Annotated in this window: 12 protein-coding genes, 1 other RNA gene and 2 pseudogenes; 14 read left to right on the plus strand and 1 reads right to left on the minus strand. The window is 52.5% G+C overall.

Annotation, left to right across the window (positions count from 1 at the left end; translation table 11 throughout):
* Positions 1–177 precede the first annotated feature (177 nt).
* Positions 178–542, plus strand: a transfer-messenger RNA (tmRNA) gene (gene ssrA / locus OMP40_RS08840).
* Between the two features lie 812 nt (positions 543–1,354).
* Here ssrA and OMP40_RS08845 read toward each other — a convergent pair.
* The gene (locus OMP40_RS08845; protein WP_277530752.1) at positions 1,355–3,379 is read right to left on the minus strand and encodes an ATP-dependent DNA helicase; all 2,025 of its coding nucleotides are present in this window, start codon (positions 3,377–3,379) and stop codon (positions 1,355–1,357) included.
* A gap of 494 nt (positions 3,380–3,873) precedes the next feature.
* Here OMP40_RS08845 and OMP40_RS08850 point away from each other — a divergent pair, with 494 nt between their 5' ends.
* The 13 genes and pseudogenes from OMP40_RS08850 (at position 3,874) to OMP40_RS08910 (ending at position 14,111) form a co-directional block, all read left to right on the plus strand.
* On the plus strand, positions 3,874–4,329 hold the full coding sequence (locus OMP40_RS08850) for a GNAT family N-acetyltransferase (RefSeq protein ID WP_277530754.1): 456 nt from the start codon (positions 3,874–3,876) through the stop codon (positions 4,327–4,329).
* 158 nt (positions 4,330–4,487) lie between these two features.
* A pseudogene (locus OMP40_RS08855) lies at positions 4,488–4,625 on the plus strand (glycoside hydrolase family 88 protein); the annotation flags it as partial.
* Positions 4,626–4,713: 88 nt separating this feature from the next.
* Positions 4,714–5,463 carry a glycoside hydrolase family 88 protein gene (locus OMP40_RS08860; RefSeq protein WP_277530756.1) on the plus strand — a complete coding sequence of 250 codons (750 nt, stop codon included), beginning with the start codon at positions 4,714–4,716 and terminating at the stop codon, positions 5,461–5,463.
* A gap of 481 nt (positions 5,464–5,944) precedes the next feature.
* Positions 5,945–6,724, plus strand: a complete 780-nt coding sequence (locus OMP40_RS08865; protein ID WP_277530758.1) for a hypothetical protein — start codon at positions 5,945–5,947, stop codon at positions 6,722–6,724.
* A 22-nt stretch (positions 6,725–6,746) separates the two neighbouring features.
* Positions 6,747–7,196, plus strand: a complete 450-nt coding sequence (locus OMP40_RS08870; RefSeq protein WP_277530759.1) for a hypothetical protein — start codon at positions 6,747–6,749, stop codon at positions 7,194–7,196.
* Positions 7,197–7,437: 241 nt separating this feature from the next.
* Positions 7,438–7,752, plus strand: coding sequence for a hypothetical protein (locus OMP40_RS08875; RefSeq protein ID WP_277530761.1), 315 nt, complete (start codon positions 7,438–7,440; stop codon positions 7,750–7,752).
* Positions 7,753–7,892: 140 nt separating this feature from the next.
* A complete protein-coding gene (locus OMP40_RS08880; RefSeq protein WP_277530762.1) occupies positions 7,893–8,873 on the plus strand; it encodes a sensor histidine kinase in 981 nt (326 codons plus the stop codon).
* Positions 8,854–9,186 carry a sensor histidine kinase gene (locus OMP40_RS08885; protein WP_277530764.1) on the plus strand — a complete coding sequence of 111 codons (333 nt, stop codon included), beginning with the start codon at positions 8,854–8,856 and terminating at the stop codon, positions 9,184–9,186. The genes OMP40_RS08880 and OMP40_RS08885 overlap by 20 nt, the downstream gene beginning before the upstream one ends.
* On the plus strand, positions 9,164–9,706 hold the full coding sequence (locus OMP40_RS08890; protein ID WP_277530766.1) for a response regulator: 543 nt from the start codon (positions 9,164–9,166) through the stop codon (positions 9,704–9,706). Before OMP40_RS08885 ends, OMP40_RS08890 begins: the two co-directional genes overlap by 23 nt.
* Positions 9,628–10,728 carry a helix-turn-helix domain-containing protein gene (locus OMP40_RS08895; RefSeq protein WP_277530767.1) on the plus strand — a complete coding sequence of 367 codons (1,101 nt, stop codon included), beginning with the start codon at positions 9,628–9,630 and terminating at the stop codon, positions 10,726–10,728. Before OMP40_RS08890 ends, OMP40_RS08895 begins: the two co-directional genes overlap by 79 nt.
* A gap of 117 nt (positions 10,729–10,845) precedes the next feature.
* A pseudogene (locus tag OMP40_RS08900) lies at positions 10,846–11,777 on the plus strand (carbohydrate ABC transporter permease).
* Between the two features lie 13 nt (positions 11,778–11,790).
* Positions 11,791–12,627, plus strand: coding sequence for a carbohydrate ABC transporter permease (locus OMP40_RS08905; RefSeq protein WP_277530769.1), 837 nt, complete (start codon positions 11,791–11,793; stop codon positions 12,625–12,627).
* 104 nt (positions 12,628–12,731) lie between these two features.
* Positions 12,732–14,111: an ABC transporter substrate-binding protein gene (locus OMP40_RS08910; protein ID WP_277530770.1), complete on the plus strand. Its 1,380-nt coding sequence runs from the start codon at positions 12,732–12,734 to the stop codon at positions 14,109–14,111.
* Positions 14,112–14,134: the final 23 nt, after the last annotated feature.

Consider the following 14,134-nt stretch of genomic DNA (forward strand, 5'->3'; position numbering starts at 1 on the left):
CGGTATTTGCCGGCGGGGTGTGCTATACTAAAGAAGTTCCACCGATTCGATTCGTTTTATGCACCGTGTTCGTACTTTGCCGATCTTCGCTGTCACAGCGGGTGAGGCACCTGAAGATCCGTTCGCTTGGCCGACTGCGCACGATAGGTCCGCCGCGAGGGCTTCGCTTCTCATTTAGGGGCCGTTTATGGATTCGACGGGGGTAGTTCGGACATGAGTAGCGGGTAGTAGGGCTGCGGCTGCTTCACCAACGCGGAAGCCAATTAACTGGCAAACAACAACCAACCTACGCTGTAGCAGCCTGAAGAAACTGCTCACGTGCTCCTACCTTCCATCGCCCATGTGGCGGGATAGGGGCTCAACTTTAGTGGGATACGCTGTCTAGTCTCCGCCTGGGGCTAACAGAAGAAGACAATCAGGCTGACCCGAAGGGAATCCGGTGACAGGGAGTCTCTAGGGTGACATCAAATCTGTCACTACACCCGTAGAAGCTTATGTTGCGTTATCTTCGGACAGGGGTTCGACTCCCCTCGGCTCCACCATAAGAACTCTGACCGCACGAGGTCAGAGTTTTTTGTTATGGTGAAGCCGAGGGGGCAGTCGCTGCCCCCAGTTCGAAGAGGACAGGGGTTCGACCGCGCGCAGGGAGCGAAGCGGACGAGCACGGCATCTGATTCTACCGCTGCGCTCTACTTCGGCGAATCGGCCTCGTCAGCAAGTTCAATCAGGAATCATATACTCCCCTCGGCTCCACCATATATACTATCAATGCACGTTTTTGTCACTGACCAAGATGTGCATTTATCATTTTTTAGTTGCACTTAGAGTCCATTTAGCCTTGATAATCACTAGAAATGGAAGCTTCATTTAGTGCAAGACACATTTCCATTATCTCATCGTTCTTATCCTTTGGCTCAATAATTAACCAACAATGTTTGTTCCCTTCTCTTATTGCTTCGAGTTTACCGCCTGTAGATAAAATTAAAGATTCTAAGCCCTCTTTAAAGTGAACAGAACAATCACCTGTACATCCGAATGCAGGATGCGTACAACTCTTTGCTTTATACGTACGTGAAGCATCACCTGTGAAGTGAATGACAGAATCTTTTTTGATCCTCATTTTTAAAAGGGAAATGATCTCTGACCGGTGAAATGTCGCTAAATGTTTCATAGTAAAGATTGACTAAGAATTTATATAAATCTTCTCCGAATTTTGGTTTTGTAGACAACAATACGTTTCGTTGTTTGCAGATTTCCTGGGCAAACTGAAGTTGTTCTTCATTAATTTTATATTTTTTTTGGTTTATATACTTTCTCTTTAATTACTTCATCTTTACGTAAATAAGTGAAATCTTTAAGAACTTCGGAAATATTGATTTGGGAGCGTGAGTAAAGAATGTAAGATGCCTGTGAACCAAATTGTTTTTTTATCACTTATGAAATTTTCAACCTCTACAAGCGATCTAGTGAATCTGTAACCCTTTTTCTCAAAATCACTACGTATTAGCTCACCATAACTTGCATCAAAAACCCGCGGATCCAAAACGGTAATGACACCATAATCTCCTATATCACGAATTAACCGTCCGACTCCTTGATTTAACTTCGTCATCATATAAGGGATTGTTACTTCGGCCATAAATACATCTTCAAATCCGGCGCCTATTAACTTTAAATATGGATCATCAGGTACAGGGAAAGGAAGTCTAGTGAAGACGACAGAAACTAATGAGGTACCAGGAATAGAAAAACCTGAGAAAAAGCTGCCACTTCCAAGCAAAACACTCGTTTCATCATTCTTAAATTGTTTAGTAAGCTGTTCTACGCTCCCCTGTTCTTGTTTTAAAAAGGAAACACCTAGAGTCATACATATCTCATTTATTCGTTCTGATATTTGTTCCATATGTGCCTTTGATGTTGAAAGCAATAAGGTTCTTCCATGTGTGAGAGTAAGCAATTTTTCATAATGGTTCAATTGATCTTCAAACCAGAACTCGTCCTGTTTCCGAGGATCTGCCAGTTGAGAAGGAACGTAGATAAGAGCTTGTTTTTCATATTGAAAAGAGTGTGTCAAAGAAGTTGTTTCAACCGAATCTTTGGGTAGTCGCCATTGGTTTAAAAAAGCAGTAAAATCACCATTGGTAGTAAGTGTACCTGACATGACTATGATCTTATTATTTTTCGATAGTAGTTCAATCATCTCTTTAAATTTAGTTGGGAAATTAACAGGTATACTTGATAGTTCTAGATTATCGAGAGTCATCCAACTAACATACTGTTTTTCGTTTAAAAGGTTTCTAACAGAAGCAAGGGTTTCTTCTAAACGATCGAGAAAGTCATCTTCTTTATCTAAGTGACCAGCTACTCTATTTTCACTTTGGAAATAGACTCGGTCAATAGCTGTTTCTAAGATATTGGAAAGTTTTCCTAAGTTATCTTTTATTTCTGTAGCCAATGGATAACGACCCTGAAGCGATTCGCAACTTTCAGATTCGTCACTTAATATTTTTGAAATGTTATTAATTATTCTCCCAAATGAATCTTTAAGTCTATGTGGGAAACGTGAAGTTTTTTGAATCTCAGTTAAACTTCGGATGCTTATGGACCTTTCTGTCTGAGAAAGGAAATTCTCCAAGAAATGATGTGCCTCATCAATAACAATGATTCCTGGGTTTATTGGTACAATTGGAGGAAATGGGGGTTCTTGTAGTCGGTTTATTGCTGAACGTATGAGCTGCTCGTGATTGGTAATTAGTAAATCATTACTAGGAAGCAAAAAACGATTCCGGTGTTGAATTGAAGGACATGCCAAATAGTAGTTGCAACGTTCACATTCGCGTTTTGAGGCTTTTAAACTAACTTTGTCCCAAAGCACATTAGGTACTTCACCATTTTCATTTTCGTACTCATCTCTATGTCCAGTTAAACCGTCTCGATAAAACTTTGAGAGCTTGGAAACTAAATGGGAATCCTTTAGCCTCCTATTACTAATCGTTTCTTTGTGACAATAATAATGTGATTTGCCTTTTGCTAAGATAGCGTTTTGTACTAATCCTAATTCCTCCAACAGGGGAACCTCACTATTCATGAGTTGGCCTTGTAGATTGATTGTTGCTGTTGCGTATACAACTCGTAATGGATTGAAAACACGATCCATTGAGCATTCTAAAAGAGAAGGCACAAGAGCACCTAATGATTTCCCAGTTCCGACGGGAGCTTCAACAATAAGAATTTTCTTCTGCTTTTGACTAGGATGTAAGAAAGTTGCAATATCTACTGCCATTTGAACCTGATTGGTTCGTATATCTTTAGTATTATAAAATTCAGGCAATCTGTTTTCAAAAATATTTAACAATTGACTCTCTCTAGACGCTGTCATTCAATCCCTCCACATATCCACACATATGTTCCTATTATATCATGAAGGAAGTAATATCATCCAGAAAACGATAGGCGTTAATAACTTAATAACTATCTATTACTCGTTCCAAGGAGTTTCAGTTGAGGAATAGAAATCATAGTTTAGAATCTGTGGTAAGTGGCCATTATTGAGTTAACGAGCAGGGGAGTTATTATCATACAAGCTAAGAATTGAAGCTGCTCATGGCTTCACTTCTTATCTCTATATTAGACTCAATTTATCGCTAAGGTAGCGAGTGAACAGGGGAACGTGGAATTATCTAAAGATGAAATTCAGTTAGGCATGCAAGTGAGATGGATAAGCTGCGAAGAAGCTATTGCTAAAGTGCGATATCCGATCGAAAACTGCGAGGACTATTCCACGCGATTCATGGTTCTTAGAGACCGCAACATTTTAGAGCTTGATTCTCGATGTTTGGACAGCAGCGTTGCGTAGAAATGGAGGAACCGGATATGCGCATCAGACAAGCGTATGCGGAAGACATCGGTGCACTCATTCGCATGCGCTGGGAATTCACGCTGGAGCATCAACCTGATGTAAGCGACGAATTCGAGTTGTTTGCAGCCGAGTGCAGAACGTTTTTGGAAGAAGCGATTCGCGGCGAGCGGTGGCGCATTTGGCTAGCGGAGGTTGAAGGCGTCATCGCATCGCACGTGTACATTCAATTGATCGATAAAGTGCCGCGGCCAGGGCGAAAAACGTATCCGTTTGCCTATATGACCAATGTTTATACGGATCCTGCTTACAGATCGCAGGGAATCGGGAGCGAGCTGCTCAAGGCGATTCGGACGTGGGCGACGGAGAACGAGTTTGAATTCATCATCGTCTGGCCGAGCGAAGAGAGCAGGGCGTTCTATGCGCGAAACGGCTACACGCTATGCAACGACCCCATGGCGCTTCATTTATAAGCAAAAGCAAGCCAGACGTATGAATTCCCCCTTCCGAACATACCGTGCAAGTAATCGGTAATTTACCAGAGTACGAAGGGCAGGGGCGGCCATGGTTGGAGGCTATGCGGAAAAAGTATGGCGGCACATGATACGGGATCACGCGGGGAATTGGGGGGATGGACATCGATCACTGGGACTGGGTCCCGGGGGTCGGCGTGATCGCGCTGCTGGAATATTACGAGGCGACGCGCGATGAGCGGGTGCTCGCGTATTTAAAAGACTGGATGCGCCGAAATGAAGCGAAGGCCCAAGAGAAGACGGTGATTAATTCTATCGCGCCTTTTGCGATTTTTCCTGCGCTCTACCGCCTGACGGGGGGATGCCCATTTCAAGGAGGAGGCGGTGCGCGTCGCCGAATGGCTGCTGCACGAGGCGCCGCGTACGCGCGAATCGGCGTTCGAGCATACGGTGACGGAAAACGTGGCGTTTTCCGAGCAGGTGTGGGCGGATACGATCTTCATGGCGGTGCTGTTTCTGGCGCGAACGGCTTCGCTGACCGGAAGCAAGGCTTACGCCGAGGAGGCGCTTCGGCAGGTGATGATTCATCTGCGCTTGCTGCAGGACCCGCGGACCGGCGTGCTATTCCACGGCTGGAACTGCGCTTCGGGCGATCATATGTCGGGCGCGCGCTGGACGCGGGCGAACGCCTGGATTGCCGCAGGCGTTCCGATGATCGCAGCGGAGATCGACGGGCTGGTCGACCTCCCGCAGGAATTAAAGGAGCGATACGCGCGGCTGATGCGCGGGCTCCTCGCCTATCAGCAAGAAGATGGGCTATGGAGCACGGTGATGGACCGGCCCTACTTTTACAGGGAAGTGTCGGGCAGCGCGGGGATTGCTTACGGATTGTTGAAAGCGATCGATATGAAGCTGGCTGGCGACGAAATGGCGTACGCGGCCGGAGCGGAGCGCGCCTATCGCGCGATTGTCCTTTATATCACGGATGAGGGCCTAGTCAATGGGGTATCCGGCGGCACGCCGGTAATGCCGACGATCGAGGCGTACCAGGATGACGTTCCGACGTATCCGACCCTGTACGGGCAAGGCCTCGTGCTGATGCTGCTCGCGAAGATATCGCAAAGGAGCGCGTAGATCATGCGGAACGCCGAGCTTCTCGCCTTGATTCAAGCGAAGGATCAAGCTTACGATGCCGACGTCAAGCTCGTTCGGGTCCCTTTGACGAAAACGTATCACACCGCGTTAAAGCCCGATCGGCATCCCTTCGTTTACGAGCTGTATGTCTCGACCTGCTATGCGTTCGACCTGTTGCAATACGGCGGCGAGGCATACGCCGAGCGGGCGGCGGACATCCTGGAGGTCGTCGTTGCCCGGCAGGATCGGGATCCGAGTCGTTCGACGTATGGGATCTGGCCGTATTTCGCCGAAGAGCCGCTGGACGAGATGGATCGTCCCGACTGGAATATGGCGGATTTCCATGGCAAGAAGCTCGTGCTTATCTTGAAAAACCACGCCGCTTTACTTCCGGCTTCGCTCATCGCCAAGCTGCGCGACGCCGTGTACCATGCCTGCCAGGCGATCATCCTTCGCAATGTCGGCCCGCATTACACGAACATTGCCATCATGGGGGGCGCTCGTCACGCTGCTCGGCGGCGAGCTGCTCGGCCAGGAGGAGATTCGAAGCTACGGCGAGCGGCGTCTTCGAACATTCCGCGACTACACGAAGGCCATCGGTACGTTTTCGGAGTACAACAGCCCTTGCTATACGCCGATCGCGATTGAAGAGCTGCATGGCATTTACGCCGAGTCGGGCACGGCCGGGGCGGTAGCGGACGCGGAGGAGTTGCTGGACCTTGCCTGGCACATGATCGCGAAGCACTATCACCCTGCGACGGGCGCGTGGAGCGGTCCGCACAGCCGGACGTACGCGACGCAGCTGCGGCCGAACGAAAGCGCCTTTCTTCAAAATGCGCTTAAACGGGAGCCGGAGCGAGAGCAAGGATTAGAGGAGGAGTCGAGGCCGGGAAAGAGACACATTCGTTGCCCTGAGAAATACCGCTATCTGTTCACCTCAACGGAAGAGCGTTACTTCACGGAGCCGACGCTGAAGGCGGACGAGGCGGGCTATCAGAACTACGCAACGACGTATCAAAACGAGCGGCTGTCGCTTGGCAGCTATACGTCGGGAAGCATGTGGAACCAGCGCCGCAACCTCGTCGGCTATGTGGCATGCGGAGCCGGCGATGCCGTGTCAGTCCAGCTCCAGTTTTTAAAGGACGGCAAGGACTTCTGCTCTGCGGTTTTCACGGGCGTGCAGTCGCGCGGGTTGGCGCTGTTTGCCTTTAATCTGGCGACGGATAACGGGGGGCTGGCATCAGGAACTCGACCTCATTAACGGCAGGTTCCGAGCGACAGACTTGCGCATCCGGCTCCTCCTCGGCGGCCATGCGGCGAAAGTGGAGCTGCCGACGGCGCAGACGGGCGCTGGGTTCGTGACCTTAATCGGAGAGACGACGTTGCGGTTGGAGGCGGTCGTCGACCGATCGGATTACGGCGAGCTCCAACTGCAAGTAGAGCGAAGCGAGGAAGGCCTAGGCCTGGACTATGTGATCTCGACGGGCGAGGAGCGGGATTTAGATTTTCACGCGCTGGAGCGCGCGGTCTGGATTTTTGCGCTGTCTCTCGGCGAGGTTGGGCCGTTGCCGACCGTCGATATCCAGGAGAACGAAGCGTGGCTGACCGCATCGATCCTGACGGACGACGGCGTGGCAGCCATCACCGTGCCGCAGAAGCCGCGGAAGACCGGCGAGCTTTACAAGGAGAATAAGGTTCAACTGTCCCCGGCTTTGCTGGGGCAAATGAAGTAAAGCAATGCGCGATGAGAAATGAGTAATGAGATAAGCCTTCAACGCTGCTACGGCAGATTGGAGGCTTTTATCATTTTTTCCGCACGTAAAAATAATGCACAAATGCGTAACGAGATTACGCTTGCAAGCGGGTGCTTTTCGATTATGATACAGGCAGGGTTCTATCCAAAAAAAGTCGAAATGGAAGACGACGGCGGACAGATGGATTCCTCATGATCATGCATAAGGAAGTGGGAGTGGGATGCGGCATTTCCTTCATCGTTCTTTTTACACGAAAATCCAGGCATCCTTCTTGATTTTGATTTTTCTTCCGATGGTATTCATCTCCTTCATCAGCTATTCCACCACGCAAGGCATCGTCAAGGACAAGATTCAGCTCAGCAACCAATCGGTGCTTACCGTCATGGCGAAGGACATCGAGAAGATGCTCGACGATATCGCGTACGCCTCCAATTTTTTCGTGCAGGACAAGCAGGCGCTTGACCCCCCTCCGAACGTTTCGGACGATCAAAAGCATCGACAGCTCGCGGAATTACGCGGCCTATCAGCAAATTAAGGACTTCTTCAGCCAGGTGTCCGTCAAGACGATGAATACCGATATTTTTATGTTCGTTGCAAATGAGAGCGATTTCATCGCGGAGTCGTCGGAAACTTGGACGCTGACCCCCCGCGCAGATCGAGAAGAGCTGGCATGACGTGAAAGGGCGGGTCAACAAGGACAATCCGAAGGTGCTGCAGTGGCTCGGCACGGTCAAAAGCGATGACGAACGGGAGCCGGACAACTACTTCATCGCGAGAGCGCTGAAGGATCCGGCAGACAACCAATACTTGGCCACCCTGGTGATCGTCATTTCCAGCAACTATTTCGGCAAGCTGTTCGGCCAGGTCATGTCCGGCAATATGACGTTGACCGACGCGAACGGCGACCTTATCGCTGCCGGTCCGATGGCCGCATCCACGGGAGGCGCTTCGGCGTCGGGCGAGATTCGGAACGCGGTGGCCATTCCCAAGTCGGGATGGTCCCTGACCTACGCGAATTCGAAAAAAGAAGTCACCGGGCAAATCTCGCGGACGTTTTTTCTTTCGATTTTGATCGTCATTCCGTTTTGCGTCGTGTTTCTATTCATCTCGTTCTATGTGGCCAAGCGGCTGCATCGTCCCATCCGCAAGCTGCAGACCGGCGTCAAGCAGTTCGGCAACGGCAACCGGAACATCCGGTTCCAGGCGGAGGGGAACGACGAGATCGCGGATCTCGGCAGAACGCTGAACCGGATGCTGGACCAGATCAACGCGCTCATCGCCGACATCGAGCAGGAGCAGGAGCAGAAGCGGGTGCTTGAGCTGCAGGCGTTATATTCCCAGATTCGGCCGCATTTTCTGCTCAATACGCTGAACTCGATCAAATGCAGCCTGGTCCTGCACGACGATACGGATCACAGCCAAAAAAATCGATTCGCTCATGAGTCTCTTGAGAGCCTATCTGCAATTCAACGAGGCGTCTACGCTGCGCAGCGAATGCAAGCTGCTTGGCCACTATGTGGAGATCATGCAAATGCGAAACGATATTCAGCTGCAATTCGATACGCGTCTCTCTGCCGATGTCGCGGACTTCGGCCTGCCGAAGCTGCTGCTTCAGCCGATCGTCGAGAATGCCATCGTGCACGGCTTTATGGATGAGGGCCAGAGTCCCCGTATCGAGCTTCGGGCCGAGCAAGAGGCAGGCTACGTCCATATCGAGATCCAGGATAACGGCTCGGGGATGGAGGAAAAGCGAATGAACGCGTTCAACGCGCTGCTTCGGCAGCCGGAAGCCGATTCGGCGGACGACTACAAGCGGGTCGGTCTCCTCAACGTCCTGAGAAGACTTCGGGCGACCTACGGCCCGCAGGCGGACATGCGCCTGATGCCAGGCGAGCTCGGCGGGTTGAAGGTATGGATCGCGATTCCGATGGGGAGGAAGGATGCGCATGCTCAAAGCGATGCTGGTTGACGACGACGTGCCGATGCTCAAATATTTGGCCAAGCTGGTCCCCTGGCGGGAGCTGGGTCTCGAGATCGTCGCGCAGGCCCATTCGGCGAAGCGCGCGCTGCAGCATTTTCGCGAGACGGCGCCGGATTTGATCGTAACGGATATCGGCATGCCGGGAATGGACGGATTGGAGCTCGCGCAGGCGTGCAAAAAGCTGAATCCCGAAGTGCGGCTCATTTTTCTCACCTGCCACGGAGAGTTTCACTATGCCCGAACCGCGGTCAAGCTGGAGGCGGTCGATTATTTGCTCAAGGACGAGTTGACGGCGGAGCAACTGCGCGACTCGCTTCAGAAAGCGGTCCAGCTCCTGAAGGAAGAAAAGGAGAGCCGCAGGGAGCTGGCGTACAAGCAGGATTTGCTGAAAAACCGCGAAGTGCTGAAGCAGCCTTTTTTCAAAAGCTCATGTCCGGCTCCGCCGACGCCGGGATGCTCGCGTACGGGCAAAGACTGGGCATCGACTGGAAGCACCCGCAATTCATAATGGCGATCGGCACGATTCGATATCGCTCCTTTACCGGCCGATTCCGCTATACGGACACGGACCTGCTGCTGTACGCGATCGGCAATATATCGGGCGAGCTGCCGCTGGAATCGATGACGGTCACGACCTTTATCGATCCGAACGGAGGCTTCGTCTGCGTGGCCAACTATCAGCCTTCCTTGAGCCTGAAAGGCATGGAGTCGTTCGAACGGTACTTGCGGACGCTGACGGACAAGGTCGGCGCGTATCTGGGCATCGAGGTCTACCTGTCGTACGGCAGCCCCGTCAAAGACCTCGCGTCGCTTCGGCAGCAGTACAAGAAGCTGAAGGAATGGAACCGGTCTTCGTATTATGACGGTCCGGTCTTCGGCCATATGCCGCCGTACGACGCCAAGCCGTGGACGAGCGATGTCTGGAACGCCGTCAGCGCGGAATGGGAGCAGCTACGCAGGTCATTCAAGGATCACGACGAGCCATCGGTCGACGCCTTATTGAAGCAAATTCAACAGAAAGCGGCGGAGCTGCGTCTCGAGCCGGAGGAGTGGAAGCTCAGGTCGTCCCAATGGATCCGGGTGCTTGAGCTCGATGACAACCGGAACAGCGACAACGCTTTTCACGAATGCCTGGTCAGGACCGTAAGGCTGGAGGATACGATGCATCTCGTCCGCACGAAAATCGGCGAATTGTTCGTCACGAAGACGCCTCCCGTCGACCGGAAGCCGAAAATCCAGCAGATCGAACGCTTCCTATCGGAACATCTGTCCGAGAATTTGTCGCTGGTCGACGTGGCCCACCATCTTTATTTGAACCCGAGTTATTTGTCGCGCTACTTCAAGCTGGAGACCGGCATGAATTTTACGGATTTCCTCCATCGCTTCAAGATGAAGCTGGCGTGCCAGATGCTCAAGGGCAAGCAAGAGAACATCGAGACGATCTCCATCAAGCTCGGGTACGCGGATCGCACGTACTTCTCCAAAATATTCAAAAAATACGTCGGCGTCAGCCCGAAGGATTACCGGTAAGCGAAGTAAATATTTTGCACAAAGGAGTAAAAATCGGTACGCCTCGTTCAAGCCGGAAGTGGCCTATAGTAAACCTATCAACCATTTCCGAGCGAGGTGAGCATGTTGGAAAAGACGATGGTCGAAGCCGGGATTCCGGCTTACCGATCGCAACGCAAGTATTGGAACAACGAAAGAAAAGAGACGCTCGCCGCCTGGCTCTTCCTGGCTCCGGAGGTCGTCGGCGTGCTGCTGTTAAGCGTTTTTCCCATCCTGTTCTCGCTCTTTTTTGAGCTTCTGCGACTGGAATCTGGTGGGCGGCCTCTCCGCCATCGAATGGGTGGGGCTGGACAATTACCGGGCGATGCTGGGCGACGACAAGATCTTCATGGCTTTGAAAAACAATATCGCCTACACGGCGTGCGTCGTGCCGGTCGGGATCGTCCTGGCGCTGCTCCTCTCCGTCGTCATCCACTCCAAGGTGTACGGGAAGGAATACTTCAAGGTCGCCTTCTTCATCCCCTATATCTCCTCCATCGTCGCGATCGGTGCGGTGTGGAGCGCTTTGTTCCATCCGTCCCAGGGTCCGATCAATCGGTTCCTGATCGGGCTCGGCATCGCGAACCCGCCGAAGTGGCTGGCCGACACGAACTATTCGCTGACCGCGATCATCGTCATCGCGATCTGGGCGGCGCTGGGATACCAGATCGTCATCTTTATCGCCGGCCTGTCCGGCATCCCGGAGGAGTTGTACGAAGCGGCGGACATCGACGGCGCGAATCAGGCGCAGCAATTTGCCAGAATCACGCTCCCCCCTGCTCGGCCCCACGCTTTCCTTTCTGATCATCACCACGCTGATGGCCTCCTTCAAAGTATTCGACCTGATCGCCTTCCTGACAGACGGCGGGCCGAACGAGTCCTCGACGGTGCTCGTGTATCGCATCTACGACGAAGGCTTCCACAATTTCAGAATGGGCTATGCGTCGGCCATCTCCTGGCTGCTCTTCCTAATCGTCGGCGCGATCACGCTGATCACGTGGAAAATCCAACGAACGAAGGTCGAGGAATGAGGGGGAGAACGGCATGATGACGCGAAAGCGCAAAGCATTCAAATGGCTGACGACGGCGGTAATGGGCGCGATCTCCGTGCTGTTCCTGACGCCGCTGATCTGGATGGCGTCGTCGGCAGCCAAATACGAGAAGGACGTCATGGTTTATCCGATCCAGTGGATTCCCGCGCATTGGAACTTCGCGAACAATTTTAAGGAAGTGTGGATGAGCAACGTCCCGTTCGGATTGTTCTACTTCAACTCGCTCAAGCTGGCTGCCGCCATGACGCTGCTGACGCTCATCGTCTCGTCGATGTCCGCGTTCGCGCTGGCCAAGCTTCGGTTCAAAGGGCGGAACCTGGCGTTCGGCTTGCTGCTGTCGCTCATGATCATCCCGAACGAAGCGACGCTCGTCCCCCGGTATCTCCTGCTCAAATGGTTTCATTTGTACAATTCGCACATGGGCTTGATCGTCATGGGGATGTTCTCGATTTATTTCACTTACCTGCTGCGCCAGTTCATGATCGGCATCCACCAGGACTACCTCGAGGCGGCCAAGATGGACGGCGCCGGTTATACGCTCATCTTTCTGCGGATCATGCTGCCGCTGTGCAAGCCGATTCTGGCGACGGTCGGCATCATCAAGTTCATCTGGAGCTGGAACGATTACCAGGGCCCGCTTATTTTCCTGATCCGCAAGGAGCTGTACCCGATCCCGCTCGGCATGCAGCTGTTCAAGTCCGAATTCGCCGACAACGTGTCTTTGACGATGATGGCTTCGCTGTCCGCCATCGTGCCGCTGCTCGTCGTGTTTATCGTGCTTCAGAAGCAGGTCATTCAAGGGATCTCGCTCGGCGGCGTGAAGGGATAGAAGTCAACAAAGCGCACAAAAAACAAAAAATCGTCCACATCCGGGCGGCTTGCCCGATTGTACAATTTGAACTGTAACGCACAATGAACGAGGGGGAAAACGAATTGAAAAAAACAAGTGCCGCTATGCTTGGCAGCATCCTGATCGCCACGTCTGTGCTCGCGGGGTGCGGCGGGAAAAACGAAAATAACGCCGCGTCGTCCGCGGCGGCGGGAACGGCTTCGACGTCCGCGACAGGAACGGCGTCGGCGCCAGCCGAGACGGTCACGATCAAATATTACAACTGGGACAACGAGATCGCGGAGCCGAATACGAAAAAGCTGATCGAAGATTTTCAAAGTAAAAATCCCGGCATCAAAGTCGAATCGGTCAGCCTGGTGCCCGGCAACTCCGTCGAATCGATGAAGAAGCTGGACGTCATGATGTCTTCCGGCGAGCAGGTGGACGTCGTCCAGTACTCGAACATCGACGAGACGATGGCGCGCGCCGCGCAAGGCGTGCTCGCCCCGCTTAACGAGCTGTACCAGAAGGACAACGTCAAGCCCGACGAAGAGTACTACATCAATCCGAAGTACAACGGCAATTATTATGCGACGATGTACACCGCCACCGACTGGCTGATCATGCTGAACGAAGACGCGCTGAAGGCGGCAGGCCTGGAGGCGCCGCCCTACGACTGGACCTGGGACGACTTCCGGACGTATGCGAAAAAGCTGACCAAGGGCGAAGGCAACGACAAGCAATTCGGGTCGTACTTCCACACCTGGGGCGAATACGCGAACCCGATCGCCTACGCCGAGTTGAAAAATCCGTACTTGACCGCGGATATGCAGCCGGCGTTCAATGATCCGTCCTTCGCCTACTTCTTCAACCTGCGGAAGGCGATGGAGCGAGAAGACAAATCGATCCAAACCTACTCGGACGTCGTGGGCGGCAAATTGAACTACGGGACCGAATTCGTCAACGGCAAAGCGGCGATGATCATGACCGGTTCGTTCCTGATCGCGGCCCTTGCGGACAAGGCCAAAAACCCGCACACGTTCAAGACCGTGTTCGCGCCGATGCCGCGTTCGTCCAAGGACGTCGAGCCGGGTCTGACCAGCCTTGGCGCCTCCTACGTGGCGATCGCGAACAACTCGAAGCACAAGGAGGAAGCGTACAAATTCGTCCGTTACATGTCGACGGAGGACAGCGCCCGCACCGACTTGTCCGGGTGGAAGAAGACAGATACGAAGTCGCTGCTGGAGCGGCTGTACGGCGGCAACGCGGATCTGATCGACCTGCCTTCGCTGACGGCGGTTCTGGCCGACGAACGGCTGAGAACCAACGCGACGACCGACATTTCCGCGTCCTACCAGAATCAGCTGAAGAAGGTGCTGGAGAACGGGTACTCGAGCTTTATTCTCGACAACCTCTCCGTCGAAGAGGCGCAGAAGCGCATGATGGAAGAAGCGGACAAGATCATCAAGCAGAATGCGAAATAGAACCGAAAGCATATAGGGTTAAT

The sequence above is a fragment of the Cohnella rhizosphaerae genome (assembly GCF_029525575.1).
GTDB classification, from domain to species: Bacteria; Bacillota; Bacilli; order Paenibacillales; family Paenibacillaceae; genus Cohnella; species Cohnella rhizosphaerae.